Annotated in this window: 29 protein-coding genes and 2 pseudogenes; 17 read left to right on the top strand and 14 right to left on the bottom strand. The window is 66.9% G+C overall.

All coding sequences use genetic code 11. The features are described 5' to 3' along the window. Positions 1-11: 11 nt before the first annotated feature. From ALIDE2_RS09325 to ALIDE2_RS09335, 3 genes are read left to right on the top strand one after another with little or no spacing between them, the layout of a single operon-like run. Positions 12-983 carry a Bug family tripartite tricarboxylate transporter substrate binding protein gene (locus ALIDE2_RS09325; RefSeq protein WP_013721951.1) on the top strand — a complete coding sequence of 324 codons (972 nt, stop codon included), beginning with the start codon at positions 12-14 and terminating at the stop codon, positions 981-983. Next, on the top strand, positions 980-1798 hold the full coding sequence (locus ALIDE2_RS09330) for an enoyl-CoA hydratase/isomerase family protein (RefSeq protein WP_013721952.1): 819 nt from the start codon (positions 980-982) through the stop codon (positions 1796-1798). The genes ALIDE2_RS09325 and ALIDE2_RS09330 overlap by 4 nt, the downstream gene beginning before the upstream one ends. After that, entirely contained in the window at positions 1795-2631 is an 837-nt protein-coding gene (locus ALIDE2_RS09335) for an enoyl-CoA hydratase-related protein (protein ID WP_013721953.1), read from the top strand. The genes ALIDE2_RS09330 and ALIDE2_RS09335 overlap by 4 nt, the downstream gene beginning before the upstream one ends. Here the strand turns inward: ALIDE2_RS09335 and ALIDE2_RS09340 are convergent. Genes ALIDE2_RS09340 through ALIDE2_RS09365 form a run of 6 tightly spaced genes read right to left on the bottom strand, consistent with a single transcriptional unit; the run spans position 2628 to position 9564 of the window. Beyond that, positions 2628-3440 (bottom strand): IclR family transcriptional regulator, encoded by an 813-nt coding sequence (locus tag ALIDE2_RS09340; RefSeq protein WP_013721954.1) that lies wholly within the window; start codon positions 3438-3440, stop codon positions 2628-2630. The genes ALIDE2_RS09335 and ALIDE2_RS09340 overlap by 4 nt on opposite strands. Then, positions 3440-4261 carry an IclR family transcriptional regulator gene (locus ALIDE2_RS09345; RefSeq protein WP_013721955.1) on the bottom strand — a complete coding sequence of 274 codons (822 nt, stop codon included), beginning with the start codon at positions 4259-4261 and terminating at the stop codon, positions 3440-3442. The genes ALIDE2_RS09340 and ALIDE2_RS09345 overlap by 1 nt, the downstream gene beginning before the upstream one ends. Before the next feature lie 51 nt (positions 4262-4312). Next, on the bottom strand, positions 4313-6256 hold the full coding sequence (locus ALIDE2_RS09350) for an acetyl/propionyl/methylcrotonyl-CoA carboxylase subunit alpha (RefSeq protein ID WP_013721956.1): 1944 nt from the start codon (positions 6254-6256) through the stop codon (positions 4313-4315). Positions 6257-6258: 2 nt separating this feature from the next. Continuing rightward, positions 6259-7863 carry a carboxyl transferase domain-containing protein gene (locus ALIDE2_RS09355; protein WP_013721957.1) on the bottom strand — a complete coding sequence of 535 codons (1605 nt, stop codon included), beginning with the start codon at positions 7861-7863 and terminating at the stop codon, positions 6259-6261. Between the two features lie 2 nt (positions 7864-7865). Then, positions 7866-8177, bottom strand: a complete 312-nt coding sequence (locus ALIDE2_RS09360) for an AtuA-related protein (RefSeq protein ID WP_013721958.1) — start codon at positions 8175-8177, stop codon at positions 7866-7868. Between the two features lie 10 nt (positions 8178-8187). After that, a complete protein-coding gene (locus ALIDE2_RS09365) occupies positions 8188-9564 on the bottom strand; it encodes an acyclic terpene utilization AtuA family protein (protein ID WP_013721959.1) in 1377 nt (458 codons plus the stop codon). A 173-nt stretch (positions 9565-9737) separates the two neighbouring features. On the opposite strand from ALIDE2_RS09365, the gene ALIDE2_RS09370 reads away from it, so the two are divergent. Beyond that, positions 9738-10124 (top strand): PaaI family thioesterase, encoded by a 387-nt coding sequence (locus tag ALIDE2_RS09370; RefSeq protein ID WP_013721960.1) that lies wholly within the window; start codon positions 9738-9740, stop codon positions 10122-10124. Positions 10125-10153: 29 nt separating this feature from the next. On the opposite strand, the pseudogene ALIDE2_RS09375 reads toward ALIDE2_RS09370, so the two are convergent. Beyond that, positions 10154-10885: pseudogene (locus tag ALIDE2_RS09375) on the bottom strand (acyl-CoA dehydrogenase family protein); the annotation flags it as partial. Positions 10886-10932: 47 nt separating this feature from the next. On the opposite strand from ALIDE2_RS09375, the gene ALIDE2_RS09380 reads away from it, so the two are divergent. Then, complete coding sequence (locus tag ALIDE2_RS09380; RefSeq protein ID WP_049791327.1) at positions 10933-11490, top strand: Bug family tripartite tricarboxylate transporter substrate binding protein; 558 nt, start codon at positions 10933-10935, stop codon at positions 11488-11490. A gap of 50 nt (positions 11491-11540) precedes the next feature. Here ALIDE2_RS09380 and istB read toward each other — a convergent pair whose 3' ends face one another. Together istB and istA are read right to left on the bottom strand one after the other, a co-directional pair. Continuing rightward, entirely contained in the window at positions 11541-12344 is an 804-nt protein-coding gene (gene istB / locus ALIDE2_RS09385) for an IS21-like element ISThsp10 family helper ATPase IstB (RefSeq protein ID WP_005800888.1), read from the bottom strand. Next, positions 12334-13860 carry an IS21 family transposase gene (istA, locus tag ALIDE2_RS09390; RefSeq protein WP_013721961.1) on the bottom strand — a complete coding sequence of 509 codons (1527 nt, stop codon included), beginning with the start codon at positions 13858-13860 and terminating at the stop codon, positions 12334-12336. The genes istB and istA overlap by 11 nt, the downstream gene beginning before the upstream one ends. A 111-nt stretch (positions 13861-13971) precedes the next feature. Here istA and ALIDE2_RS24325 point away from each other — a divergent pair. The 4 genes and pseudogenes from ALIDE2_RS24325 to ALIDE2_RS09405 all read left to right on the top strand — a co-directional run. Further along, a pseudogene (locus ALIDE2_RS24325) lies at positions 13972-14208 on the top strand (AcaB family transcriptional regulator); the annotation flags it as partial. Continuing rightward, positions 14205-14744: a DUF3158 family protein gene (locus ALIDE2_RS09395; RefSeq protein WP_013721962.1), complete on the top strand. Its 540-nt coding sequence runs from the start codon at positions 14205-14207 to the stop codon at positions 14742-14744. The pseudogene ALIDE2_RS24325 and the gene ALIDE2_RS09395, both read left to right, overlap by 4 nt. Beyond that, on the top strand, positions 14741-15124 hold the full coding sequence (locus ALIDE2_RS09400) for a single-stranded DNA-binding protein (RefSeq protein ID WP_013721963.1): 384 nt from the start codon (positions 14741-14743) through the stop codon (positions 15122-15124). The genes ALIDE2_RS09395 and ALIDE2_RS09400 overlap by 4 nt, the downstream gene beginning before the upstream one ends. A gap of 294 nt (positions 15125-15418) precedes the next feature. After that, positions 15419-17449 carry a DNA topoisomerase III gene (locus tag ALIDE2_RS09405; RefSeq protein ID WP_013721964.1) on the top strand — a complete coding sequence of 677 codons (2031 nt, stop codon included), beginning with the start codon at positions 15419-15421 and terminating at the stop codon, positions 17447-17449. Between the two features lie 525 nt (positions 17450-17974). On the opposite strand, the gene arsN2 is transcribed toward ALIDE2_RS09405, so the two are convergent. From arsN2 to ALIDE2_RS09430, 5 genes are read right to left on the bottom strand one after another with little or no spacing between them, the layout of a single operon-like run. Further along, positions 17975-18805 (bottom strand): arsenic resistance N-acetyltransferase ArsN2, encoded by an 831-nt coding sequence (gene arsN2, locus ALIDE2_RS24330; RefSeq protein ID WP_013721965.1) that lies wholly within the window; start codon positions 18803-18805, stop codon positions 17975-17977. Next, the gene (gene arsB / locus ALIDE2_RS09415) at positions 18802-19893 is read right to left on the bottom strand and encodes an ACR3 family arsenite efflux transporter (protein WP_013721966.1); all 1092 of its coding nucleotides are present in this window, start codon (positions 19891-19893) and stop codon (positions 18802-18804) included. The genes arsN2 and arsB overlap by 4 nt, the downstream gene beginning before the upstream one ends. A gap of 9 nt (positions 19894-19902) precedes the next feature. Further along, positions 19903-20400 carry an arsenate reductase ArsC gene (locus tag ALIDE2_RS09420; protein WP_013721967.1) on the bottom strand — a complete coding sequence of 166 codons (498 nt, stop codon included), beginning with the start codon at positions 20398-20400 and terminating at the stop codon, positions 19903-19905. A 12-nt stretch (positions 20401-20412) separates the two neighbouring features. After that, a complete protein-coding gene (locus tag ALIDE2_RS09425) occupies positions 20413-20877 on the bottom strand; it encodes an ArsI/CadI family heavy metal resistance metalloenzyme (RefSeq protein ID WP_013721968.1) in 465 nt (154 codons plus the stop codon). 12 nt (positions 20878-20889) lie between these two features. Then, the gene (locus ALIDE2_RS09430) at positions 20890-21219 is read right to left on the bottom strand and encodes an ArsR/SmtB family transcription factor (protein WP_013721969.1); all 330 of its coding nucleotides are present in this window, start codon (positions 21217-21219) and stop codon (positions 20890-20892) included. Between the two features lie 326 nt (positions 21220-21545). Here ALIDE2_RS09430 and ALIDE2_RS09435 point away from each other — a divergent pair, with 326 nt between their 5' ends. The 8 genes from ALIDE2_RS09435 to ALIDE2_RS09470 all read left to right on the top strand — a co-directional run bounded on the left by ALIDE2_RS09435 (position 21546) and on the right by ALIDE2_RS09470 (position 26967). Continuing rightward, the gene (locus ALIDE2_RS09435) at positions 21546-21797 is read left to right on the top strand and encodes a hypothetical protein (RefSeq protein WP_041701432.1); all 252 of its coding nucleotides are present in this window, start codon (positions 21546-21548) and stop codon (positions 21795-21797) included. Between the two features lie 25 nt (positions 21798-21822). Then, complete coding sequence (locus ALIDE2_RS09440; protein ID WP_013721971.1) at positions 21823-22215, top strand: hypothetical protein; 393 nt, start codon at positions 21823-21825, stop codon at positions 22213-22215. A gap of 101 nt (positions 22216-22316) precedes the next feature. Then, positions 22317-22781 (top strand): hypothetical protein, encoded by a 465-nt coding sequence (locus tag ALIDE2_RS09445; protein ID WP_013721972.1) that lies wholly within the window; start codon positions 22317-22319, stop codon positions 22779-22781. An 80-nt stretch (positions 22782-22861) separates the two neighbouring features. Beyond that, positions 22862-23578, top strand: coding sequence for a DUF5983 family protein (locus ALIDE2_RS09450; RefSeq protein ID WP_013721973.1), 717 nt, complete (start codon positions 22862-22864; stop codon positions 23576-23578). 293 nt (positions 23579-23871) lie between these two features. Beyond that, entirely contained in the window at positions 23872-24669 is a 798-nt protein-coding gene (locus tag ALIDE2_RS09455) for a hypothetical protein (RefSeq protein ID WP_013721974.1), read from the top strand. A gap of 74 nt (positions 24670-24743) precedes the next feature. Next, positions 24744-25109 carry a DUF3085 domain-containing protein gene (locus tag ALIDE2_RS09460; protein ID WP_013721975.1) on the top strand — a complete coding sequence of 122 codons (366 nt, stop codon included), beginning with the start codon at positions 24744-24746 and terminating at the stop codon, positions 25107-25109. A gap of 142 nt (positions 25110-25251) precedes the next feature. After that, positions 25252-26094: a phosphoadenosine phosphosulfate reductase domain-containing protein gene (locus tag ALIDE2_RS09465; RefSeq protein ID WP_013721976.1), complete on the top strand. Its 843-nt coding sequence runs from the start codon at positions 25252-25254 to the stop codon at positions 26092-26094. A 318-nt stretch (positions 26095-26412) separates the two neighbouring features. Further along, positions 26413-26967 (top strand): STY4534 family ICE replication protein, encoded by a 555-nt coding sequence (locus ALIDE2_RS09470; protein ID WP_013721977.1) that lies wholly within the window; start codon positions 26413-26415, stop codon positions 26965-26967. The last annotated feature ends 16 nt before the right edge of the window (positions 26968-26983 follow it).

Below are 26983 nucleotides of genomic sequence, written 5' to 3' on the forward strand. Positions count from 1 at the left end.
AAGTCAAATCCATGCAATCCAGAACCCTCGCCGCCCTCGCCCTGTCCTTTGCCGCGATGCTGGGCATCGGCGGCAACGCCTCCGCCCAGGCCGCCTATCCGACCCAGCCGATCAAGATCGTCCTGCCCTTTGCGGCCGGGAGCCCCACGGACGCGATCCTGCGGGTGATCGCGGGCCCGCTCGGCAAGCGTCTCGGCCAAAGCGTCGTCGTCGACAACAAGCCGGGCGCAACCGGCCTGATCGGCACCGAGTTCGCGGCCCGGGCCGCGCCGGACGGGTACACGCTCCTGTTCGGAACCAACACGACGCAGGTCGCCAACCAGTACTTCTTCAAGAAGCTGCCTTACGACGGTGAAAAGGACTTCACCCCGGTGGCGATCGTCGGCGGCGTGCCGCACGTGCTGGTGGTCAATCCCTCGCTGCCGGTCAACAGCGTGCCCGAGCTGATCGCCTATGCGCGCTCCCATCCCGGAAAGATCTCGTTCCCGTACGCCAACAGCACCACCCGCATCACGGGCAGCACGTTCCGCGTCATGACGAAGACCAACCTGGTGGAGATCCCGTACAAGGCCTACGGCCAGGCGGTCACCGACCTTCTCGGCGGCCAGACGCAGATGATGTTCATCGATTTCACCACCGGCCTCGAGCACATCCGCGCAGGCAAGCTGAAGGCGCTGGGCGTCACGCCCGAGCGCTCGGCGAAGTTGCCCGGCGTGCCCGCGATGAAGGAAGTGCTGCCCGGTTTCGAGATCGGCAACTGGAACGGCCTGTTCGCTCCGGCGGGTACGCCCAAGGCCGTGGTCGACCGCCTGAACCGTGAAATGGCCGCGGTGCTGGCGATCCCGGAGGTGCAGAAGCAGATCGATGCGACCGGCTACGAACTGCTGCGCCAGATGTCGCCGGCGGAATTCGGCAAGTTCATCGCCGCCGAGAGCGTGCATTGGGGCAAGCTGGTCAAGGCCGCGGGCGTGGAGGCGGAATGAACGGCGGCCGAGCAGCATCCGTGATCCCGGGCACCTCGGAGGCGCCGGTCCGCTACGACGTCGAAGACGGAGTGGCGACGGTCTGCATCGACCGTCCCGCCCAGCGCAATGCGCTGTCGCTCGCGGTCTGCGAGCGGCTGCTCGAGATCTGGGACGACGTCGAGAGCAACGACGCGGTTCGCGTGGCCATCATCACGTCGTCGGACTGCGGCACCTTCTCCGCCGGCATGGACCTGAAGGAAGCCGCGAAGGTGCGCGCGGAGACCGGCAAGGACATGCTGCAGCTGCTGCGCGATCCGTTCCACGAACGCATGCGGCGCGTGTCCAAGCCGATCATCGCCGCGATGACGGGCCATTTCACCGCGGGCGGCATGGTGCTGGCGGCCAACAGCGACCTGCGCGTGGGCATGCAAGGCACCCGCGGCGGGATCTCGGAGTCCAAGGTGGGGCGCGGCTCGCCCTGGGGCGTGCCGATGCTGTGGATGCTGCCGCAGCCCTTCCTCCTGGAACTGATGTTCACCGGCGAGATGATCCCGATCGAGCGCTTCCACCAGCTCGGCTTCGTCAACTACGTCGAGGCCGATCCCGACGCGGTGCGCGCGCGCGCACGGGAACTCGCCCGCGCCATCGCGGCCAACGCGCCGCTGACGATCTGGGCGGCGAAGAAGAGCGTGGGCGCGGCGATGGACCTCGGCTGCGAGCAAGGGCTGCAGGCGGCCAAGCGCTTTCACGAGCGCGTGTACGCCAGCCAGGACGCGATCGAAGGACCGCGCGCCTTCGCCGAAAAACGGGCGCCACGCTGGATCGGCGCATGAGCGGCCCGGCCGCCCGCCCGTTCGTGCAAGCGAGCCGGCAGGGTGACGTCGTCACCCTGCGGCTCGATCATCCGGAGACCTTGAACCGGCTGGCGTCCGAGGCGCAGTTCCTGGAACTGGCCGGCCAGATCCGCTCGGTCGCGGCGGACACCAGCGTGCGCGCCCTCGTCATCACGGGCCAGGGGGCGGCGTTTTGCGCCGGCGGCGACATCCGCAACATGGCGGCGCGCGAAGGCTTTTCGGCCGGGACGGCGGCCGACATCGAGGAGCGGTATCGGCGTTCGGTGCACCAGGTGCCACGCGCGCTGAGCGAGATCGACATCCCGACGATCGCCGCGGTGAACGGCCCGGCCTATGGAGCCGGCTGCGACCTGGCGTGCTTCTGCGACATCCGGCTGGCCGCCCGCAACGCGAGCTTCTCGTTCAGCTTCGTGCAACTCGGCATCGTCCCCGGTGACGGCGGTGCCTGGATGCTCCCGCGCCTGATCGGCAGGTCCAACGCCATGGAAATGGCCTTCACCGCCGATCCCGTCGACGCCGAGACGGCGCTGCGCATCGGCCTGGTGTCGCAGGTGGTGGACGGGAGTCAACTGCTGGACCGCGCGCATGCGATCGCCAACCGGATCGCGCAGCATCCTGCGCGCGCGGTGCGGATGACCAAGAGATTGCTGCGCGATGCGGAGCACACCACGCTGGCCAAGCATCTGGACCTGGCAGCCGCGTTCCAGGCCATTGCCCATCTCACGCCGGAACACCTGACCGCGGTTGAGGCTGTGCTGGCGCGGCTGCAGGCACGGGGCTTGCCCGCTGCGCGAGCCGAAGGAGCGGATTAACCGGCGGCGCCGAGTTCGAAAGCGATCTGCCGCGCCTGATTGAGCAGATCGGGGGCGACCTCGTCCCGCAGGTCGTGCTTCACGTCCGGGCCGACCGCCATGGCCGTCAGGACGTAATCGGCGCTGGCGCCGGCGCGGATCGGCGTGGCGATCGAATTCGTCTGGCTCGTGACGGGCGACGCGAGGAAGCACCACCCTCGCTTCTCGAGTTCGTGGACGGCTGCGTCCACCGTGGCCTGGCGGAATGCGCCTTGGGTCTCGTCGGCCTTGATCAACTTGACCAACTTGCTCCGTGCCGGCTCCGGCTGGGCGGCCAGATAAGCACGCCCCGACGCGGAACTGAGCAGGGGCAGCCGCGCGCCCGCGTCCAGGCCCATGCGCACTTGGCCGCTGGGCACCACGTGCTCCACCACCAGCATGTGGAGGCGATCGCGGGTCGAAAGCGTCACGTGCACGCCGAAACGCTGCGACAGGGCCAGCATCCTCGGTTTCGCCACCGGCACGATCGGCAGGCTGCGCTTCACTGCGCGTCCGAGCGCCAGGCAGGCCACGTGGGGTTCGAAGCCACCGTCGCCATGGCTGGACGGGCGCAGGAAATTCTGGCTCTCGAGCGTGGCGATCAGCTTGGCGGCCGTAACGCGCGACAGGCCGAGCTTGGCCGCGATGTCGGCGGCCTGGAGGGATCGATGCCGGGCGTCGAACAGTCGCAGCAGTTCCAGGCCGCGGCGCAGCGAGTCGACTTCGGCGCCCGGATCGTGCGCGCGGTCGGAGTGCTGGGCGAAGGCCTTGGTGTCGCGCTTGCGGACCATCAGCTGTCCGGGCCGTCGGCCGTCACGCTCAGATCCGCTTCCAGCCTACGCTTGAGCGCGAGCAGGTCCGGGGCAACCTCGCTCTCGATCCGCGACACGCTCAGGATCCCGGAGGGCGCCGCGCAGCCCAGTGCAAAGCCATGCGGCCCGTCCGGCGTATCGATCACCACGGCCACGCCGTTGGTCCCGCGTTCCAGCGTGCCCGCGGCGATGACATACCCGCGCCGCTGCATCTGGGACACCACGGTCTTGAGCTGCCCGTGCAGCACGGACCAGGTTTCGTGGTCCGTTTCCTCGAGCCTCGCGAGCACGCGATCGCGCTCCGCATCGCCCATCGATCCGATCAGGGCACGACCGAGGGCCGACTGTCCCATGCGCAGGCGGGAGCCGACGCGAACGCGCAGCGTGAACAGCAGGCTCCGGCTGTGGGCCACTTCATTGCACACCATGCTGCCCCCGTCCGGCGAGCCCAGGACGACGGAGAGGTTGTGCTGATCGGCGAACTCCTGCATGAGGGGGCGGGCGATCACGACCAGATTGCGGTTCGATGCCGCAACGTAACCGAGCGCGAGCACCGAAGTGCTCAGGCGGTAGGCGGCGCGTTCGGCCGAGTAGATCAGGTAGCCGGATTCCGTCAGATTGGCCGTGAGCCGGGACACCGTCGGTTTCGGCAATTCGGTCAGGGTGGCGAGTTCCGTGTTCGTCCGCCACTCGTTGGCGGGCTCGAACGCGCGCAGGATGGCCAGGCCGCGCGCAAGCACACGGACTTCCGAGGGACGCGCGGGCGCGTCGGCGGGAGGGGCCGGAAGATTCACTGCCATCGTCAGAATGAAATTAGCAGCAAGTCTAGCAGCGGCACGCCTCCCGCACGCTCACTCGATGTCGACGATCAGCTCGCCGGCCTTCACCGTGTCGCCGACCCGGAAGGCAAGGGCGCGCACGATCCCCTCGCGCGCCGCGACCACCCTGTGCTCCATCTTCATGGCTTCCACCACGGCCACGGTGGCCCCTTCGGCCACGCGTTCGCCCGCTGCCACGGGCAACGCGGCAATGGTCCCCGACATGGGCGCCACTGCCAATCCCGCGGTGGCAGCTTCGTCGAAGCGGCGAGTCCGCGCCGGCTGGAGCGGGAAGCGGTCGCCATGGACCTGCAGTTCCCAAAGGCCCTGTCGCCATTGCGCGAACCAGGTGCCCGCCCCGATGCGGCCCCGGTGCAAGCCGTCGCTTTCCTGCGCGGCAGCCACGTCCCACGACGCGTCATCCACACCGACGCGAAATCCATCCGCGGTGCGCGCCTGCAGGGCGGCCGCCAACTGCTGTTCGCCCGCCCACAGGTGCACGCGGCCCAGCGGCGCCTGCGGATCCAGGCTGGCGCGATCCGCCACGTGCGCGCAAGCCCAGGGGTGCCTGGCGGTGGCGGACCGTGGCCCGATGGTCGCTGCACACGCTGCCGCCCGGGCGGTCCCGCCGTGGGTGGCGAACCGGCTGCCGTGCTCGTCGAGATAGCGGGTGTGCACCTGCGCCGCGCGCACGCCGGCGTCCACCAGGACGCGCCGCAAATAGCCGATGTTGGTGGTGAGCCCCATCAGGGCGGTTTCGTCCAGCGCCTCGACCATCCGTGCCAGCGCGGTCTCGCGTGACGGCGCATGCGTCACCAGCTTTGCCACCATGGGGTCGTAGAAAGGCGGCACGACGCCGCCGGCAGCGATCCCGGCCTCCACGCGGACGTGCCGCGGCCAGCGTACCGCGCCCACCTCGCCCGGCGACGGACGGAAATCGTGGGCCGGATCTTCCGCATAGATCCGGCATTCCACGGCATGGCCGTCACAGCGGATCCTTTCCTGGGCCAGCGGCAAGGACTCGCCGGCGGCCACGCGCAGCTGCCATTCGACGAGGTCCAGCCCGGTGACGCTCTCGGTCACGGGGTGCTCCACCTGCAAGCGCGTATTCACCTCCAGGAAGTAGAACTGGAAGTCCCGGGCGACGATGAATTCGAAGGTGCCGGCATTCAGGTAACCCACGCTGCGGGCGCCGCGCACCGCGGCCTCGACGAGGCGGCTGCGCACCGCCTCCGGCAAGTTCGGGGCCGGCGCCTCCTCCACCACCTTCTGGTGGCGACGCTGCAGCGAACACTCGCGCTCGAACAGGTGCGCCACGTTCCCGTGGCTGTCACCGAAAACCTGCACCTCGATGTGGCGCGGCTGTTCGATGAACCGTTCGACGATCAGGCGGCCATCGCCGAAACTGCTGCGTGCCACCCGGATCGCGGAGGCGACCGCCTCACGCACTTCCGCGGCATCGGCGATCACGCGCATGCCTTTGCCGCCGCCGCCGGCACTGGGTTTCAGCAGCACCGGGAAGCCGACCCTGCGCACCATCGCCTCCACGGTTTCCGGGTCATCGCTGGCGTCGCCGCCACCGGGCACCACGGGGACGCGCGCCGCTTCCATGAGCGCCTTCGCACGCGCCTTGTCCCCCAGGGTGGCTATCGTCTCCGGCTTCGGGCCGACGAAGGTCAGTCCGGCCGCGGCGACGGCGGCTGCGAACCTGCTGTTTTCCGACAGGAACCCGTAGCCCGGATGCACGGCATCACAGCCGGTCTCGCGCGCCGCCGCGACGATGCGCTCGATGTCCAGGTAGCTTTGCGCCGCCGGACCGGTGCCGATCCGGACTCGCGCAGCGGTTCCCTCGAGGTGGGGGGCCGCTGCGTCCACGTCGGTATAGAGACCTACATACTCGATGCCCATCGCGCGGCAGGTGCGGGCGATGCGGCAGGCGATCTCGCCACGGTTGGCAATCAGGACTCGCTTGAACATGCTCACATCCTGAACACGCCGAAACGCGTGTCCTGCTGCGGGGAAGCCGCGGCGAGCGAAAGGCCCATGGCCAGCCACGCCCGCGTGTCGGCCGGGTCGATCACCGCATCCACCCAAAGCTTGGAAGCGGCGTTGACCGCGGTGCTCTCGGCGGCATAGCGCTCGCGGATCGGTTGCTTGTACGCCTCGGCGTCCTCGGGCGTGAACCGCTGGCCTTTGCGGGCCAGCTGCTCTTCGCGCACCAGCGCCAGGACGGTCGCTGCCTGTTCGCCGCCCATCACCGAGGTGCGCGCGTTCGGCCACGCGGCCATCAGCCGCGGCCCGAACGCCCGGCCGCACATGGCATATGCGCCGGCACCGTAGCTGCCGCCCACGATGACGCTGAACTTGGGCACGCGCGACGTCGACACCGCGTTGACCATCTTCGCCCCGTCCTTGGCGATGCCGCCCTGCTCGTAGCTCACGCCCACCATGAAGCCGCTGATGTTGTGCAGGAACACCAGCGGAATGGCGCTCTGGCTGCAAAGCTCGATGAAGTTCGCGGCCTTCTGGGCGCTTTCGCTGAACAGGACACCGTCGTTGATCAGGACACCCACGGGATAGCCCCCGATGGCCCCGGTGCCGCAGATCAGGGTGCTGCCATAGCGCTCCCGGTACTCGTTCAGTTCGCTGCCGTCCAGGATGCGCGCCAGGATCTCGCGGGCGGGGATCGGCTGCTTCGGATTTTCCGGGATGAGGCCGGGAAGCTCCGATGGCGCGTACAGGGGTTCGGCCGGCGCCAGCGGCGGGCTGGCGATCCGGCCGGGACCGGGGCGGGCCACGATCTCGCGTACCGTGGAGAGGGCGTGGAGCTCGTCGCGGGCCAGGTGGTCCGCCACACCGGACATCCGTGTGTGGACGTCGGCTCCACCGAGCGTCTGGTGGTCGACGACCTCGCCCGTGGCGGCCTGGACCAGCTGCGGCCCGCCCAAGTAGATGGTGCCGTTCCCCTGGACGATGATCGTTTCATCGCACATGGCGGGGATGTACGCACCACCCGCCGTGCATTGCCCCATGACCGCTGCGATCTGCTTGAGGCCCATGGAGGACATCTCGGCGATGTTGCGGAAGATGCGGCCGAAGTGGTTCTCGTCCGGGAAGATGTCTTCCTGCAGCGGCAGGAAGGCCCCGCCCGAGTCCACCAGGTAGATGCAAGGCAGGCCGTTCTCGCGCGCGATGGCCTGCGCCCGGACCTGCTTCTTGATCGTGAGCGGATAGTAGGTTCCACCCTTCACCGTGGCGTCGTTGGCCATGACCATGCACGGCCGGCCTTCCACGATGCCGATGCCGGTGATGATGCCGGCGCTCGGCACGGCACCTTCGTACAGGCCGTGCGCCGCCAGCTGCCCGATCTCCAGGAACGGAGTGCCGGGGTCGAGCAGGACGTTGATGCGGTGGCGCGGCAGCAGCTTGTCGCGCTTGAGGTGGGCCTGGCTCGCCTGGCTGCCACCGCCGGCGACGGCGGCGGTGCGGGCCGCCGCGACCTGCTCCTGCAGCCTGGCGTAGGCCGCGCTGTTGGCTGCGTACGCGGGATCCGCCGTGCGCAGCGAGGAACGCAGGACGGCCATCGTCAGTCGAGCACCGGCAGGCGCAGCAGGGCGTAGCCGAGTGACTTGCCGGTCTGGTCCAGGCGCAGGGTCTTCGTCGCCCCGCCGCCGAGGGCGCGCTCCATCACCACGACCACCGCTTCGATGTTGTCCATCGGATAGCAATGGACGTCGCCGCGCACCCAGTCCCCGTACAGCGATTTCACCGCGGCCGGCGTCACGCTGGCCTTCAGGACTGCATAGTCCGCCGGCGTGCGCGCGATCACGCCGGCCGTGCACACGTCGCCCTTGTCGCCGGAGCGGACGTAAGCGATGTCTCGAACGATCTTCGCCATGTTCTTCTCCTCAGCTCACCAGGATTTCGGTCTTCTGCTCGACGAAGGACCGCGGGATCAACGTCGGCCAGAGCGAGATCACCGGCCGCGGCTTCATGGGTGTGCCGAACGAGGTGCCCCCGGGGCCCATGATCCACAGGTGCGAACCGGCGCGCCGCACCTTGTCCGCCTCTTCCGCCGTGCGGGTACGCACGGCGCAGCGCAGCCCCACTTCCGGCAACTGGTTGGCCACCGCCGGGTCGGGCTTCGGTGCCCCGGGACCGTGCAGCATGTTCACGCCGATGAAGTCGAAATGCACTTGCGAGGCCTCGAGGCCCATGCGCTCGAAACGCTCCAGCATGGTCTGCCTGGCTTTCACGGCGCGGTCGAAGGCATTGGGCCAGGGGAAGAAGGCCATGCTCTCGCCGATCCAGCCGTCCTGGTAACCGACCACCAGCTTCAGCATGTCGGGGGCCGGGCGGCCGGTGATGCCGCTCACGCGCACCCGGTCCTCGCCGGCCTGTTCCAGCTTGAGCGAGGTGAAGTCCGCCACGGCATCCGGCATCAGGTAGCTGCGCGGGTCGGCGATCTCGTAGACCAGGTGCTCCTTGATCGTGAACAGGTCGACCCGGCCACCGGTGCCCGCGAGCTTCGTGACCTCCGCGCTGCCGTCGGCGGAAAACTCCACGATGGGGAAGCCGACGCGGCCCATGTTGGGCATTTCGGCGAAGCGGGAGGACATGCCGCCGGTGCAGGCGGCCGCGCATTCGACGATGTGTCCCAGCGTCACGGCGGAAGCGAAGCGGTTCACGTGCGCGGCATCGCGCGCCCAGCCGAATTCGTGGGCCAGCGGCCCGACGTAGACCGCGTTGTCGGACACCCGGCCCGCGATCACCACGTCGGCGCCACCCGCGAGACCCTCGACGATGCCGGTGCTGTCCGTGTAGACGTTCGCCGACACCACGCGGGAGCGGATGGCGGCGAAGTCGCTGTCGCCGGTATCCATGTTGACCATGGGAACGCGTTGCGCGATGAGATCGTCGAGCTTGTGCAGCAGGTCGTCGCCTTCGACCAGCGCGATCCGCGTGCCCTGCAGGCCGGCCGCGCGCGCTCCTTCGGCGATCCGCTCCGCGGCGGCCCGGGGATTCACGCCGCCGCCGTTGGAGATCAGCTTCGTGCCGCGATCCCGCGCCGTCTTCAGCATGGCGTTCATGTACGTGACCGCGTCGGGCACGTAACCCATTTGCGGGTTCTTGAGCTTCTGCCGCTGCAGCAGCGCCATGGTCAGTTCGGCCAGGAAATCGAAACACAGGTAGTCGAGCTCACCGCGCTCGAGCAACTCCACGGCCGGATCCATCGCATCGCCCCAGAACCCGGAACCCGCACCCAGGCGGACGACTTTCTTCATAAGCGCTCCTTGCAATCTGTCTGGCAATTTCATTTTGTATGCTGTAATTTCATTATGATGGAGGCGTCAGCCCGAGTCAACCGGATCGCCCGACGAGTCGATGCGCGTGGAGTACACAGGCAAACTGGTCGCAACCATCCTGGAGCAGCGCGATGAACACAAGGACAAGGACTATGGACAGCCCCTTCCTCGGGATGCTGGGCGTCGAACTGGTCGAACTGCGCCAGGACTGGTGCGTGCTGGAGCTGGAGGTTCACCCGCGGCACTGCAACCGGCGCGGGACTCTGCACGGCGGAATGATCTCGGCCCTCCTGGACGCCGGGTGCGTCTATGCAGCGATCACCTTGAACGACGAGTCCGCTCTTGCCGGCGGCGCGACGGTGATGCTCTCCGTCAACTTCACCAGCGAAGCGCAAAGCGGTACGCGGATCCGGGTGGAGGCGCTGGTGGAGCGCCGCGGCCGTGGCATCACGTTTTGCAGTGGAAGACTGCTCGGGCCGGAGGGAGACCTCATCGCCGCTTCACATTGCGCCGTGAAGGTTTACCGCGCGCCGGAGTGAGCGGGCGAACACCGCAAGCGCCCGTGCGCTCACGCCTGCCGCATCAGGTGCTTGCCGATGACCACCTGCTGGATCTGGGTGGTGCCCTCGTACAGCCGCAGCAGGCGCACGTCGCGGTAGAAGCGTTCGACCTTGTATTCGTTTATGTAACCGGCGCCACCGTGAACCTGGACGCCGCGGTCGGCGACCCTGCCGACCATTTCGGTGGTGAACATCTTGGCGCACGAAGCCTGCATGCTCACGTCCGGGTCCGGCACGCCGAACGGCTTGGCGTCGTAGCGGCGCGCCACCTGCTGCACCAGCGCCCAGCCGGCGAGAAGTTCGGCCTGGCTGTCGGCGAGCATGGCCTGCACCAGTTGGAAGTCGCCGATCCTCTGTCCGAACTGCTTGCGCTGCTGCGCGTAGACGACGCTCTCCTGCAGGATGCGGCGCGCCATGCCGCAGGCAATGGCGGAGATGTGGAGGCGGCCCCGGTCCAGCACCTTCATGGCGGTCTTGAAGCCCTTACCGGGTTGCCCGCCGATGATGTTGTGCGCCGGGACGCGGACGTTGTCCAGGTTCACGTCGCAGGTCCTGGTGCCCCGCTGGCCCATCTTCCGATCGGGCTTCCCGAGCGTCAGCCCCGGCAAACCGGCAGGAACGATGAACGCGGTGATTCCGCCCGCGCCCGGGCCCTCGGTGCGCGCCATCAGCGTGAACGCTCCCGCGCGCGGCGCATTCGTGATGAAGCGCTTGGTCCCGTTCAGGACGTATTCGTCGCCCTCCCGGACGCCGCGGGGCGTCAGGGAACATCGGGACCGTGGACGTGATGCGCGCCAAGCCGGATGGCTACACGATCCTGTTGAACCCTTCGGCGCACGTTATCAACCCGGAGATCATGGACAAGAGCCCATACCGGGCCCTGGAAGACTTCACGCCGATTTCCCAGGTCGCCAAGGGGCCGCTGGTCCTGATGGTCACGCCTTCGCTGCCCGCCCGAACTCCGCTCGAACTGGCACAGCTGGCCAAGGCCAAGCCCGATTCGATCACCTTTGCCACTTCGGTCATTGGCTCGGCCAGTCACATTGCCGAAGAGCTCTTCAATCGCGCCGCCGGCGTCAACATCCTGATCGTCCCCTACAAGGGCAACGCGCCGGCGCTGAACGATCTCATGGGCGGCCAGGTGTCCGCGATGTTCGACCCGGCCGTCACGGCGGTGCCGCTGGTCAAGGGCGGGAAGGTCAAGGCGCTCGCGGTCACCGGCCGCACGCGACTGGCCTCCGCGCCGGAGATCCCCACCACCGAGGAGACCGGACTGAAGGGGTTGGAGTTCTACACCTGGTATGGCCTGTGGGCTCCCAAGGTGTTGATTTCCATGCAAAGCTGACCCACCATTTCCATCGAATCTTGACCCACCCTGGTTCGTGAGCTTCACGCTCACGTTGTGGATAAGTTCTTGGTCGCCTTCTCCTTCTTGGTGGTCTGTGGTGGTTGCTGTGCGGAGCTATTCTTGAACCGGTAGCTGTCATTGCCGGTCTCAAGAATATGGCAGTGATGCGTGAGCCGGTCCAGCAGCGCCGTGGTCATCTTGGCATCTCCGAACACATTGGCCCACTCGCTAAAGCTCAGGTTGGTGGTGATCACGACGCTCGTGCGCTCGTACAGCTTGGACAGCAGGTGGAACAGCAAGGCTCCTCCTGACGTGCTGAATGGCAGGTAGCCCAGTTCATCCAGGATCACCAGATCGGCATAGGCTAGGCGGTGCGCGATCTGCCCCGGCTTGCCCTGGGCCTTCTCCTCTTCCAGTGCATTGACCAGCTCCACCGTGGAGAAGAACCGCACCCTGCGGTGATGGTGCTCAATGGCTTGCACCCCGAGGGCTGTGGCGATGTGGGTCTTGCCCGTACCCGGTCCACCCACCAGCACCACGTTGTTGGCGTTCTCCAAGAATTCGCAGCGGTGCAACTGGCGTACCAATGCCTCGTTCACCTCGCTGTGGCTGAAGTCAAACCCAGCCAGGTCCCGGTACGCAGGGAACCTGGCCACCTTGAGTTGGTAGGCCACAGAGCGCACCTCCCGCTCGGCGGTCTCGGCCTTGAGCAGTTGGGACAGGATGGGCTGCGCTGCGTCGAAGGCCGGCGCACCTTGCTCAGCCAGTTCCGCAACCGCCTGGGCCATGCCGTGCATCTTGAGCTCGCGCAGCATGATCACGATGGAAGCGATGGCAGGGTCATGACGCATAGCGCACCTCCCTCAATTGGTCATAGCGCAGCACGTTGGCCTGGGGTTCCACAGACAGCTTGAGGGCCTGGGGCGAGGTGACCGGTGCTGGGGCGGGCTTACCGTCCAGCAGGCGGTGCAGCACGTTCAGGATGTGGGTCTTGCTGGCAGCCCCTGACTCCAGTGCCAACTCCACTGCAGCGAGCACAGCTTGTTCATCGTGGTGCAGCACCAGAGCCAGAACCTCCACCATCTCTCGGTCGCCGCCTGGCTGCTTCAAGAGGGCGGCCTGCAGGCGCTTGAAGGCTGCTGGCAGTTCCAGGAATGGAGCACCATTGCGCAAGGCCCCGGGCTTGCGCTGCAGCACTGCCAGGTAGTGGCGCCAGTCGTACACGGTCTGTCCCGCACCATGGTGGTTACGCTCGATCAGGCGCTGATGCTCGCACACGATCTGGCCTTCGGCAGCGACCACCAGGCGATCGGCATAGACCCGCAGGCTCACCGGTCGATTGGCATACGGCGCCGGCACGCTGTAGCGATTGCGCTCGAAGTGGACCAAGCAGGTGGGTGAGACGCGCTTGGTGTGCTCCACAAAGCCATCGAAGGGCCGGGGCATCGGCATCAAGGTTGCCTTCTCTTGAGCCCAGACATCCGCGACGGTGCCCGGCAGCTTGCCGTGCTCGATCTCGTGCCACAGCGCCACGCAGCGCTCTTCAAGCCAGGCATTGAGATCGGACAGGCTTAGGAATGGCGGCACCACCTGCCACAGGCGATGGCGGGCATCGCGCACGTTCTTCTCCACCTGGCCCTTCTCCCAGCCCGAAGCAGGATTGCAGAACTCGGCCTCGAACAGGAAGTGGCTGACCATGGCCGCAAAGCGCGCATTGACGTCGCGCTCCTTGCCACGGCGCACCCGGTCTACGGCGGTGCGCATGTTGTCGTAGATGCCACGGCGGGGCACACCGCCCAGGACTGCGAATGCATGGTTGTGGGCATCGAACAGCATCTCGTGCGTTTGCAGCGGATAGGCGCGCAGGTAGAACGCTCGGCTGTGGCTGAGCTTGAAGTGGGCTACCTGCAGCTTGGTGCGCACGCCGGCGAGAACAGCCCAGTCCTCGCTCCAGTCGAACTGGAAGGCCTCACCCGGACCGAAGGCCAGGGGAACGAAGGTGCCGCGGCCAGTGGTCTGCTGGGCCACAAGGCGCTGCTCGTGCCAGAGGCGGGCAAAGGCCGCTACGCGGTTGTAGGAGCCGCCATAACCGAGCGCCTGCAGATCCACGTACATCTGCTTGACGGTGCGGCGCTGCTTGCGGGATCGGCCAGCTTCCGTCTTGAGCCAGCCAGCGAGCTTCAAGGCGAAGGGATCGAGCTTGGATGGACTGACCCGCTTGGCATAGTGCGGCTCGGCCTCGCCTACGCGCAGGTACTTGCGGATGGTGTTGCGCGAGAGGCCCGTGCGGCGGGCTATCTCCCGGATGGACAGCTGCTCTCGCAGGGCCCAGCGCCTGATGACACTCAGTGTTGCCACGTCTATCACTCCTGGTCTCCTGCTGCTCAGCAAAGCAGCAGGTTAGGGTTAGTACGTGGGTCAGGTTTGGATGGAAATCCCGGGGGTTAGTGGGTCACTTCTGCGTGGAAATCAACATGCACGACGCGCGACGACTTCGCTGCGAAGAACGCCGCGGCGCGAGCGGCGCTGGAGAAGTTCGGCGAGTTGCCGCAGGACGTGCTGGAAGGCACGCGCCGCTCGCGCTTCGCGCCACCCATCGCACGGCGGGCGAACCGGCCCGGTGCGCCGGCTGCGGCGCCTGCCGCCGATGCGGTGAAGCTTGCACCGAAAGATGGCGCACCCGATGGGGCACCAGACGAGGATGCCACGACATGACGGCATTGACCCCTTCCGCGCACTTCGTTCCGCTGGAACAGACGGACTTCCGGCGGCTGGAACATGCGGCCTACCTAAAAGGCCTTTTACAGCCCTTTAAGGGTAAGGGGAGTCTGGAGACCTGGGCCAGCCAGTGCGCAGCGCTGCGCGACGACCTGATTGGCCTGGCGCAGCGGCGTGTGCTGCCCCAGGCACGCGCCTACCCCTTCAGCCTGCTCGACGTGCAACTGGCCCAGCAGGCCACTGGCGCAGGGACGACCTTCCTGCGTTGGCGCAACCTCGACCGTTCCTCCATGGGCGTGGCGTTGTGGGAGGCCCTGCTGGCCAACCCCGCGACGCCGGGCTCGCTGATCGACGAGCTGTACGCGATCGAACTGCAGCGCATCGTACTGAACATGCAGATCAGCCTGACCCACAGCATCGCTCGCCAAGCCCTGGAATGCGCCAACAAGGCCGCGCAGGCCGAAGCGGCTTACCTGCGGCGCGTCCACGGGCGTACCGCGTCCGTTCCACCCACCACCAAGGAGTCACCATGAGCACGCACTTCGTCGGCGAGGGCAACATCGGTTCTGCGCCGGACTACCGCGAATTCCCGAACGGCAACGACGAGCCGCGCCGGCTGCTTCGCTTGAACGTCTACTTCGACAACCCGATCCCGAAGAAGGACGGCGAGTACGAAGATCGCGGCGGCTTCTGGGCGCCGGTGGAGCTGTGGCACCGCGACGCCGATCATTGGAAGACGCTGTATCAGAAGGGTATGCGGGTGCTGGTCGAGGGCCGCACCGTGCGCGACGAATGGGAGGACGCCGACGAGAACGAGCGCGTCACGTTCAAGGTCGAGGCCCGGCGCGTGGGCATCCTGCCGTACCGCATCGAGTCGGTGGCGCTCAGCGCCAAGCCGGCCGGCGGACAGTAGTTCGCCCATCGCCGTTCCCCCGCGGGCGGTTGTAGCAACTGTCATGCGCCCGCGATGCACCAGCAGCTATCCCCAGGGGATAGCTCCAAGGTCGTCCAAAGAGTTCCAGCCGCCCCTCCCGAAACGACGTCCTTGCTGTGCCAGCTCCTGCGGTCTATGCGCACCGCTGCGGCAACGGACTGCCTGCCGATCACAAAGCGGCGCCTGCATCAATCGGCTTCCTTGCTGCCGGCATCTCCTGGCCCTGCCAAGCTGGCGCCCATCCAATGAACCGCACTTTTTCAAGGAGGCTTCATGCGCGTGTTCCTCTGCGAGAAGCCGTCCCAGGGCAAGGACATCGCCCGTGTGCTGGGCGCTGGCCAACGCGGCAACGGCTGCTACAGCGGTGCGAGTGTCGTCGTGACCTGGTGCATCGGTCATCTGGTGGAGGCAGTTCCACCCGAAGGCTACGGCGAGCAATACAAGCGCTGGGCCATCGAGCAACTACCCATTGTTCCTGAGCGTTGGCGTGTCGAGCCCAAGGCGGCGACTGTGGCGCAGTTCAAGGTCGTGCAGCAACTCGTCGCCAAGGCGGGCGAACTCGTGATCGCGACCGACGCCGACCGCGAGGGCGAGATGATCGCCCGCGAGATCATCGACCTATGCGGATACCGCGGGCCGATTCAGCGCCTGTGGCTGTCGGCGCTCAACGATGCGTCGATCCGCAAGGCGCTGGGTGCGCTCAAGCCGTCCGCCGAGACGATGCCGCTGTACTTCTCCGCGCTCGCCCGATCGCGTGCCGACTGGCTGATCGGGATGAACCTGAGCCGCCTGTTCACGTTGCTCGGGCGCCAGGCCGGCTACAACGGCGTGCTATCGGTCGGGCGCGTGCAGACGCCGACGCTCAAGCTGGTCGTGGACCGTGATCGCGAGATCGCGCGCTTCGTTTCGGTGCCGTTCTGGGCGACCGAGGTCGCACTGTCGCATGCAGGCCAGACCTTTGTCGCAAGCTGGACGCCACCCCAGGGCAGCACCGACGAAGCCGGCCGTTGCCTGCGGCAGCCGGTGGCGCAGCAGGCCGCCGAACGCCTGCGCGCGGCCGGCACCGCCCAGGTGCTGTCGGTGGAGACCGAGCGCGTGCGCGAAGGCCCGCCGCTGCCGTTCGACCTGGGCACCTTGCAGGAAGTGTGTTCCAAGCAGTTGGGCCTCGACGTGCAGGAGACGCTGGACATTGCCCAGGCGCTGTACGAGACGCACAAGGCGACGACGTATCCGCGCTCGGATTCGGGCCACCTGCCTGAGAGCATGCTGGCCGAGGTGCCGGCCGTGCTCGACAGCCTGGTCAAGACCGATCCCAGCCTGCGGCCGCTGATCGACCGCCTGGACCGCCAGCAGCGTTCGCGGGCCTGGAACGACGGCAAGGTCACGGCGCATCACGGGATCATCCCCACGCTGGAGCCGGCCAATCTCTCGGCGATGACCGAAAAGGAGTTGGCCGTCTACCGGCTGATCCGTGCCCACTACCTCGCGCAGTTCCTGCCGCATCACGAGTTTGACCGGACGGTGGCGCAGCTCACGTGCGGCGGGCAGTCGCTGGTGGCGGTCGGCAAGCAGATCGCGACGGCCGGATGGCGCCAGGTGCTGGCGGCGCCGGCCCTTGACGACACGGACGGAGAGGATGCACGGCGCGGCCAAGTATTGCCAGCGTTGAAGGCTGGCGATGCCTGTCAAGTCAGTCAGGTCGAGCTGAAGGCATTGAAGACGCTGCCGCCCAAGCCCTACACGCAGGGAGAACTGGTCAAGGCCATGAAGGGCGTCGCCAAGCTCGTGACCGACCCGCGCCTGAAGCAGAAGCTGAAGGACACCACGGGCATCGGCACCGAGGCGACGCGCGCCAACATCATCAGCGGGCTGCTGGCCCGCGGCTATCTCTTGAAGAAAGGCCGCGCCATCCGTGCATCGGATGCGGCCTTCACGTTGATCGACGCCGTGCCGGCGGCCATCGCCGACCCGGGGACCACGGCGGTGTGGGAGCATGCACTGGACATGATCGAGGCCGGCCAGATGGCACTGGACACCTTCATCGCCAAGCAATCGAGCTGGGTCGCCCGGCTCGTGCAGCAGTACCGCGGCGCCACGCTGGACCTCAAGCTGCCGCCCGCGCCGGACTGCCCGCAGTGCGGCGCCCCGATGCGCCAGCGTAGCAGCAAGAGCGGCGTGTTCTGGTCGTGCAGCCGCTACCCGGACTGCAAGGGTACGCAGCCGGTCGAAGATGCCGCGGCAGGCAAGCGCGGCGCATCCAGCCGCACCTACAGGGCACCGCGCCGGCGCCTCCAGGCGAACTGACGCCCACGTCTCCCTCTGCCACGCCGGCTCTTGCGGACGGCGGGGCAAACCTCCCGCGCCCCGCGGGACTCCCCAGCGCGCGTTCCCTTCTGCAACGGTGCGCGCGTCCTGCACAGGCCAATCACGGCTTGCAGGGCGAGAAGGTCATTGCTCCGTCGAATCGCGCTCGCCGCGATTCCGCTGATCGACGTGCTTCCGTCCATCCGCGAGCGGTCTCCTGACGCCTCGGCCCGCAAGGCTGCGAGGTGCCAGGAGACCGCTTGCGGTCGACGGTATTCGGTGCCGGTGCCCGCCGGCGGAACAACGGGTTCCCTTTGTGTGTGGATGCACGCCAGAGGATGCCGGCCCCAGCCACGAAACGGGCCGGGTGAGATTGCTGACGCAGCGAATGGCTTTGACGACGGCCTGGCCTGCTTGCAGCCCACAGGTGGATTGATTCCTCTCCAGCCGAAGGTCTGAGTGACCTTCGGCGCTTGTTCCATCTGCGGATTCATTCCCGCTCCGGCACAGTCTTGCGAGACTGCATCACAACATCATGCGGCGGCTAAGCAGCGCAGCACTCGAACGGCACAGGCTCGCGGCCTGCCGTGTGGCAAGGATCGCCGCTGGCGTGGCAGCGCGTTCCGCGGGATTGAAGCCCGCGCGCTCGAAGAACGGCGCTGCCGTCGTCGTCAGCAACCAGGCTTCGCGTCCGCCTTCATCGAAGGCGCGGCGCAGCAACAGCGCGAGCATGCCGCTGCCGATGCCGCGATGGCGTGCTTGTGGCAGCACCACCAGGGAGCGCCCCAGTACGTCCCGGCCCATGTGCTCGAAGCCGCCGAAGCCGACGCGCTCACCTGACACGGTGGCATAGGCGAAGAAGCGACGCCCCGGCTCGGTCAGGTCGTCGGTGGGAAGACTGGCCTCATGCAGCGCCAGCGCAAGGTCCGGGTCGCTGCCGGCGATCGGCGTGTCCACTAGGAGCGACGTGCCGTCCTCTTTGCGTATCTCTTCCGCTGGTCGCTTCGGCAGCAACTCGACCACCATGTCCGAAGGGCGACACAGCCGCACGCCCAAGGGAGATACCACGATGGGCCGATTGATGAGGATCGGGTGCGCCAGCATCTGGTCGATCAACTGGTCATCGTTCCAGTGCGCTGCGTCCAGGCCCAGTTCCTTGTGGGGCGTGCCCTTGACACGCAGAACATCTCGCACGCGCATGCCCATTCGTGCGATCAGCGCATTCAGGGTCTCGCGGTCAGGCGGCGCTTTCAGATACTCGATGACCGTAGGCTCGATGCCGCTGGCGCGGATCAGCGCCAGCGTATTGCGCGACGTGCCGCAATCCGGGTTGTGGTAGATCATGACGCTGCTCATGCCGGATGTCTCATCACATTGCGCGGGGCCTGCTCGTACCAGCCGCGGGAACGGTTGACCACGCGCACCACCAAGAGCATCACCGGCACCTCGATCAGCACGCCGACCACGGTGGCCAGCGCGGCGCCGGAATGGAAGCCGAACAGGCTGATGGCGGCCGCCACAGCCAGCTCGAAGAAGTTGGACGCGCCGATCAGCGCCGAGGGGCCGGCGATGTTGTGCTTCTCGCCGACACGGTGGTTGAGCCAGTAGGCCAGGCCGGAGTTGAAGAACACCTGGATCAGGATGGGCACCGCCAGCATGGCGATCACCAGCGGCTGCTGCAGGATGGCCTGACCCTGGAAGGCGAACAGCAGCACCAGGGTCAGCAGCAGAGCGGCGATGGACAGCGGGCCGATGCGCGCCAGTGCGCCATCGAAGGCGGCCTGGCCGCGACGCAGCAGCGCGCGGCGCCATACCTGCGCAAGGATGACCGGGATGACGATGTAGAGCGCCACCGAGGTCAGCAGCGTGTCCCACGGCACGGTGATCGCCGACAGGCCCAGCAGCAGCGCGACGATGGGCGCGAACGCGAACACCATGATGGTGTCGTTCAGCGCCACCTGCGACAGCGTGAACACCGGATCGCCGCCGGTCAGGCGGCTCCAGACGAACACCATCGCCGTGCAGGGCGCGGCGGCCAGCAAGATCAGGCCGGCCACGTAGCTGTCGAGCTGGTCGGCCGGCAGCCAGTCGGCGAAGACCTGGCGGATGAACAGCCAGGCCAGCAGCGCCATCGAAAACGGCTTGACGGCCCAGTTGACGAAAAGCGTGACGCCGATGCCGCGCCAGTGCTGGCGCACCTGGCCGAGCGCTCCGAAGTCCACCTTGAGCAGCATAGGGATCACCATGACCCAGATCAGCAGGCCGACCGGCAGGTTGACCCGGGCCACTTCCATGCGACCGACGGTCTGGAAGGCGCCGGGCGCGGCCTGGCCGAGGGCGATGCCAGCGACGATGCAAAGAAGCACCCACACGGTCAAGTAGCGCTCGAAGACGCTCATCGAGAGCGACGGTGCGGCAACTACAGCTTCGGTCTGTACGGCCATCGCGCTACCTCACTGCTTGCCGATGTCGCGCAGCTCGTGCTGCAGCGACATGGCATCAAGCCGTTGGAGCGGCAGCGACAGGAACAACTCGATGCGGCGCTTGAGCGTCAACGCGGCGTCCATGAACGCCTTGCGCTGCTGTTCCTCGCTGCCTTCGACGGCCGCCGGATCGGGCACGCCCCAGTGGGCCGAGACCGGCTTGCCCGGCCAGACGGGGCACACCTCGCCGGCGGCGTTGTCGCAGACGGTGAAGATGAAATCGAAAACAGGCGCACCGGGCGCCACGAATTCGTCCCAGCTCTTGCTGCGGTAGCCGGTCGTCGGCAGGTGCAGGCGCTCCAGCGTGGCGAGCGCCAGCAGTTGGACTTCGCCCTTGGGGTGGCTACCTGCCGAATAGGCGTGGAACCGCCCTTGGCCCAGTTCGTCGAGGATGCCTTCCGCCAGGATGGAACGCGCCGAATTGCCGGTGCAGATGAACAGCGCGTTGTAGGTTTTTTCAGTCGTCATGCGCGCCTCGCGTCAGCAGCAGGAAGAAGCCTGCTTCGCGGTAGCCCGGCTATCCCTCGGCGCGCAGCAGGCCGGAGCGGCGTCCGGCGCGGGCTGCGGCGCTTCGTTGAATACGGGGATGTTGTCCAGCGTGTGGAAGTGCTCCCAGGCCACGCCCTGCGGGTCGGTTATCCAGTGCTTCTCGCTGCGCGCATAGCAGCAGGTCGTGGTGCCTTCGTCGAGCAGCGCCATGTCGGCGGCCTGCGCACGGGCCTTCAGGGCGGCCAGTTCCTCGGCGTCGTCGGTCTGGATGCCCAGGTGGTCAATGCCCGGCTTGCTGCCCCGTGTGGAGATGGCGAAATTGACCGGCGGATCTTCGAGCATCCACTTGGCGTAGTCGCTTTCGGTACGCGCTGGTTGCGCGGCGAACAGTTGGGAATAGAAGCCGATGCTGCGGTTCAGGTCATCGACGTGCAGGTGGACGTGGAAACGCTTCATGGGACGGTCCTTTCAGCAAGTGGTACAGGCGCGGGAGGGTTCATTGGCCTCGCACACGCCGCCTTGGCAGCAGTGCTCGGTTAGGTAGCCGAGCAGCCCGTTCATGTGGGCAAAGTCAGCGCGGTAGATCAGGTTGCGGCCCTGCTGTTCGATGCTGACCAGCCCGGCATGGGCCAGCTCCTTCAGGTGGAAGGACAGCGTGTTGCGGGCCACGTCGAGCTGGTCGGCCAGGACGCTGGGCGTGAGCCCTTCGGGGCCGGCGACGACCAGGGCGCGGAACACGCGGAGGCGCTGGGTGTGAGCCAGGGCGCCCAGGGCGGAAATGGCTTGGGTCTCGTTCATGGTTCAGTGATACAACATCTGTCGAATCATTGGACAACACCCAGCAGCAATCAGGGGCGAGGCGGGAACCGATTCCCCCGTGACGCAGACCGTGCCCCAGCGTGATGCTTTGCGGCACGCGTTGCTGACCTGATCAGCACATGCCAGCAGCCAGGGTCTTTCGGCTGCCGCGGGAATCCCCTCGTGCGACCCACCAGTCCGCTTCGCATCGACCCACCGCGGACGGGCGTTTCACGACGCCGATGCCGTTCATGTTCAACCCTTCGGGAGTCTTCCGCTCCCGTCAGGGCGTGGTGCTCCCGGTCTTCAACCACCAGGAGATGCCCATGTCCCTTGCGTTCGCATCGGCACCTTTGAGTGCTGAACAGGCCCGCGCGGAATCCATCGGCTACCAGGCCCTGGCCTACGTCGGCAAGCGCCTGCCCCTGCAGGTGCTGTGCAGCGCGGCCGGCCACTACATCGGCACCGCCGATGCGGACGGCCCGGTCTCGCGCGAGTCGGTCAGCTACTTCCGCTCGCACCACGCCGCCGAGCACGCCCTGCAAACGGGCCGCTGGCAGCAGCGCCTCCACCCGTGATGTCCAACCACCAGGAGCCCATGTCATGAACCGTGCCCTGCCTCAAGAGGTACTTGATCAGATCGAGCTAGAACACCAGCACTTCGCCGCCGCGCCCCAAGCCTTCTTCGAGGCCTGGAAGCGCGGTGCACGCATCGCTGGCGCCGAATGGTTCGGCGACGGCACCCGCGAAGGCCTGCAGCGTGCCACCACCAAGTGGGATCTGCGGCCGAACCTGCTGATGCTCAACGATGCCCTGGGCGTCCTGAGCAGCGGCCAGCGGATGTTCCTGTCCGCGATGGTGAGCTTCTACAACGCCCGCGAGGGCGGCGCGATGTTCAAGCGTTGCGGCTTCGAGGGTCTGTCCGACCTGGGCGGCCTCGATCTCGAACGGCGCAAGGTCATCGCCGACCTGACGCTGAACTACAACGGCTGGTGAGGCGCTTCGGCCTGCCGACGTTCTTCTTTTCTTCCCACCCCACGAGGGACATGCGTCCCTGTTCGGGGCCATGTCCCTCCTCTTCTTCATAGGAGTGAATCATGTCCCCAGGCTTTTCCATCGGTCTGCTCGTGACCGACGATGACATCGATGCGGTCATCCTCGAAGGCTGGCCGGCCGGTGTGCCCAAGCCGCGCATGGTGGTGTTCGACTACGCAGGCAACGACGTGCTCGATGAATACGTGCTGCGCGTCAGTACCGGAGCCCCGAATGCCGGATTGACCGGGCGTGAGGTGTTTCCGGTCGAGTACGGACCCGATTGCCGCTACCCATCGCCCGCCGAAATCCTCTCGGTACTCGATGCACGCAAGCCGGCCGAGAAACCTTCGGCATTGAGCATCGCCCGCGGCGTGCACCAGAGCATCCTCGAATTGGATGCACGGCTCGATCGCCTTGAACTGGTGCCGACCGGCGACGACTACAACCGCCTGTACCAGCTCGCCCATGGCGGCTTGATCGACCTGTTGAAGTCGCTGGGCGATCCGTCCACACCCGCTGCCGGCTGACCGGCTGCCACTTGATCCACCCGCTGGGGTTCAATCCCCAGCAGGGGATTGCCTCGGCCATCCTCTGCTGGAGAAATCCCATGTCCTACTCAAACAACAATCCCTTTGTCCGTGGTTACGACGGCCTGTCCGTGCAGCGGCTGATCGCCATCTCCTACGACGACGATTGCCCGCTGACCTACCTGCCGCTGCATCCCTCGCAGTCGAATCTGCCGGACAGCCAGGTCGAACGGCGGCCCTGCATCTTCTCGGACGGCTTCGTGCTGATCACCGAGGACCAGGCGGTCCCCGACGAGCTGCAAGCGCAATGCCGCGGCCACGGGCTCGCCCGCAACGTGGTCTACGCCGTGATGGCCGAGGACGATGGCAAGCCGCTGCACGTGGGCGATACCTACTCCGAGGAAGCGGCGCGGGAAGTCGTGCGGCGCCTGCGCTATGCAACCGGCTACTACAGCCGGTGCTGGGAAATCAGCAGCGCGCACCTCGACGCCGACGCACATCGCTTCCTCGCCGAACTGGCGGACATCGCCACGCCGACGCTGTTCCTGTTCGTCGCCTTCCGCATCCCTTACAGCCCGGCCATTGGGCTGAAGCTGATCGCCACGCCCTGGACCGACGAGAACCTGCGCGCGGTCGAAGGCATCACGGCCAAGCGGCTGATGCAGGAGCATCGCAAGAAGGGCATGCCGGAATCCCTCGTGCACGTACTGCACCTGGCCGCGCTCGCCGACGTGCGCATGCTGGTCTTCGATGCCGATGCGCAGGTGCTGGACGGCCTGCCGATCTACGACGACTGACACCACCTTTCGAGCCCCCACGCGGGGCTCGTTTCATTTCTGGACGAAGCCGGTGGCCGCGCAGTGCCGATTCCCCCGCGACGCTGGCCCACGCCTGACGCACGCTGCTTGCATGTTCGCTGGCGTTGCCGGCAAGCATGCCCAGGCAGTCGAGACCTTCGAGGCTGCGGCGCGGTTCGCCGTGCTGGTTGCTTTTCCTTCCACGGGCGCATGCGCGTCCATCCACCTCACCCCCAAGGGACACACCTCCCTTGCGGGCGGGAGTTCCTTGGATTGCCACAAGGAGCCTCCCAATGGATACCCAAGCCATCCGCGCACAGATGCCGACGCTGGTTCGCGGCCACGTGCCTTCCAACGTCCGCAGCTTCAAGTTCAACATCTTCGACGGCCAGCCCAAGATTTCGACGCTGGGCTTCCACATCGATCCCAAGCCCTTCGAGGGCAAGGTCATTGCCACCACCGACGAGGCCATCGTCGTCAAGACGGGGCGGGCCGAGTTCGCGGTGCTCGACAAGGCACTCGTCACCGACGTGCCCGACGAAGGCGCCAAGGTGCAGGTCGAGCCCTATGCACGGCGCCGCTTCGACGGACTGCGCGCGGACACGCCCGAGGAGAGCACCGAGTTCACCGCCAACGGCCAGCCGTACACGGTGAAGCGGTTCATCCTGGGTTCGGCGCCTGCCAAGCTGCCGATCGCCGAGCCGCAGTGCCCCGAGTTGCAGGAGCTGATCCACCAACTGGAGCAGTTGCCCGCGCCCGATGGCTTCCGCCGCATCACGCACCTGCTGGTGGATGCCGGCGCGCGGGACTTCACGGTGGTCGATCCGAGCCCCCGCAACATCATCGCCACGCCGCCGGCCATCGGCTTCACCGTCGCCTCGGCGAAGTTCTACGGGTGCGTCACCGTGCTCTACGAGCGCGGCCTCGACACCTACGCGGTGGAACTTCACCGCGACGGCGAACTGGTCGAGCGGGTCGATGAAGTGTTCTTCGACACCTTGGGCCAGGTGCTGGAACTGCTGATCGACGACGGGAGCTGGCGCCTCATCCGCGTGCAGCGTCTGTCCGGTCGCAAGCCCGTCCAGCACTGAGCCCTCACGTCCCCAAGCGGCTTCCCGTCCTCGCGGCGGGAAGCCTTCTTCCTTCACCGTTGGAGACCACTTCCATGACTGTTCGATTCAAAGGCACCGAGCTTCGGCCCGTGCTTGCCGAGGCGGCTGCCAACCAGTGCCGCGTCATCCTGGTCAAGGACCAGGGCGTGTATTTCATGGCCGAGCGCGGCGAGAGCCGGCCCGATGGGCGGCGCAAGACCATCGCCTACGCCGTGGGCTGCAACCCCGATGTCGATGCGTTTGACGATTGGTGGGAGCTGGCGCGCACCGAGTTCGGCGGCGACGACTTCGGTGAGTTCTTCGACCTGCAGGAACGGGTCTTCACCCGCATCCTGCACAGCGAGGACGACCTCGAAGTGTCGGCCACGGCCACACACCTGTCGATGCAGCCTGTATCCGCTGCGCCGGCCGGCCACTGATCGTCCTACTTCTCGCCCCCCTGACGGGGGGCTTCTCTTTTCCTGGTGCCGCGGCCCATGGCCGCATGCACGCGCTCGTCTCCAGCCCGGCTCGGGCCGCTCACGCCGGCACCTGCTGGCGCAACCGCCTGGAGACGCCCGCATGCGAGACCCCTTCAAGATCGAGCAACCGACCTGCATCAGTTTCAGCGGCGGCCGCACCAGCGCGTACATGCTCTGGCGCGTGCTGCAGGCCAACGGCGGCCTGCCCGCGGATACCGTCGTCTGCTTCGCCAACACCGGAAAGGAAGTGGAAGCCACCTTGCGCTTCGTGCGCGACTGCGCCGAGCACTGGCAGGTGCCCATTCACTGGCTGGAATACCGGCCTTCAGAACCGGGCTTCGTGGTGGTGGACTTCGATACCGCCAGCCGTGCGGGCGAGCCCTTCGAGGCGTTGATCCGCAAGCGGCAGTACCTGCCCAACCCCGTGGCGAGGGGGTGCACCACCCCGCTGAAGATCAGGTCGATGCACCGTTTCCTGCGCCGGCAAGGCTGGACCGATTGGGACCAGTTCATCGGCATCCGCGCCGACGAGCAGCGCCGCGTCTTCAAGATCAGGGCGCGCGGCCACTCCACCGAATCCACCCATGAGACCATGTGCATGCCGCTGGCCGAGGCCAGCGTGACCGTGCGCGACGTGTCCGCCTTCTGGCAGGCGCAGCCCTTCGACCTGGAACTGCTGACGGTCAATGGCCGCACGCCCGAAGGCAACTGTGATCTCTGCTTCCTCAAACCCCGCGGCCAGCGCCTGGCGCTCATCAAGGCCAGGCCGGAGGCGGCGGTGTGGTGGATTCGCATGGAGTCGCTGAACCTCGCCAGCCGCCCGAGCGGCGCGCGCTTCCGCAATGACGGCCCGAGCTACGCCGACCTGGCGCGCTTCGCGGCCGACCAGCGCGACCTGTTCGATGCAGCCGAAGAGTCCATCGCCTGCTTCTGCGGCGATTGAAGCGCAGGCAGCGCCACCAATGCGGACAACCGCCGGTGCCGATTGCCGCTCGCGCGGGCGCGCGCTTGGCGCCACGCTGCCGCCATGTTCCGCTGACGCCCGTCAGCAGCATGCCCAGGCAGTCTCGATCTTCAAGACTGCGACGCGGTTCCGACCGCGTTGATCAACCAGTTCGCTCCGGCATCCCAGCGCGAATGGCCATCGGTTCTCCCGATGGTGATGCCACCCAAGCTGTTCCTTCAACCCACGCGGGGGTTCCACACCTTCCCCGCCTTGGGTCGGGTGTGTCTCCGCCTCTTTGTTCTCAGGAGATTCACCATGACCACTTCCACCGACAAGTCCTACTTCGACCTGCACATCACCGGACTCGGGTATCTCAATCGCATCCGCGAAGTGAAGCCCAAGAAAGGCGATGCGTTCCTGGCCTGCGACATCGCAGCGCTCAACGGCCCCAGCGATGACGTGGCCTACGTGCGTTTCGACACGCGCGTCTCGGGCTCCGAAGCGCAGCACCTGGTGCGCCGCTGCATCCAAGCGGTCGATGCCGAGAAGAAGGTGATGATCGGCTTCCGCCTGGGCGACCTGTGGGCCGACACCTTCACCTACTCCAAGGGCAAGCGTGCCGGCGAGCAGGGGGTGAGCTTCAAGGCCCGCCTGCTGTTCGTCAGTTGGATCAAGGTCGACGGCAAGCTCGTCTACAAGGCCGAGCCCAAGCCGACCGACGCCGACGACCGCGACGTGCGCAACACGGATGTCCCTGCGACTTCCGCCGAGCCGCAAGCCGCTGCGTCCGAGCCCGCCAGGCCCGCCGCCGAAGCTGCCGACGAAGCCACTGCCGATGCCCCCGCATTGGAAGTTGCCGAGTCGTTCTGATCCGCAAGGCCCCGAC

It is taken from the genome of Alicycliphilus denitrificans K601 (assembly GCF_000204645.1).
Lineage (GTDB): Bacteria > Pseudomonadota > Gammaproteobacteria > Burkholderiales > Burkholderiaceae_C > Alicycliphilus > Alicycliphilus denitrificans.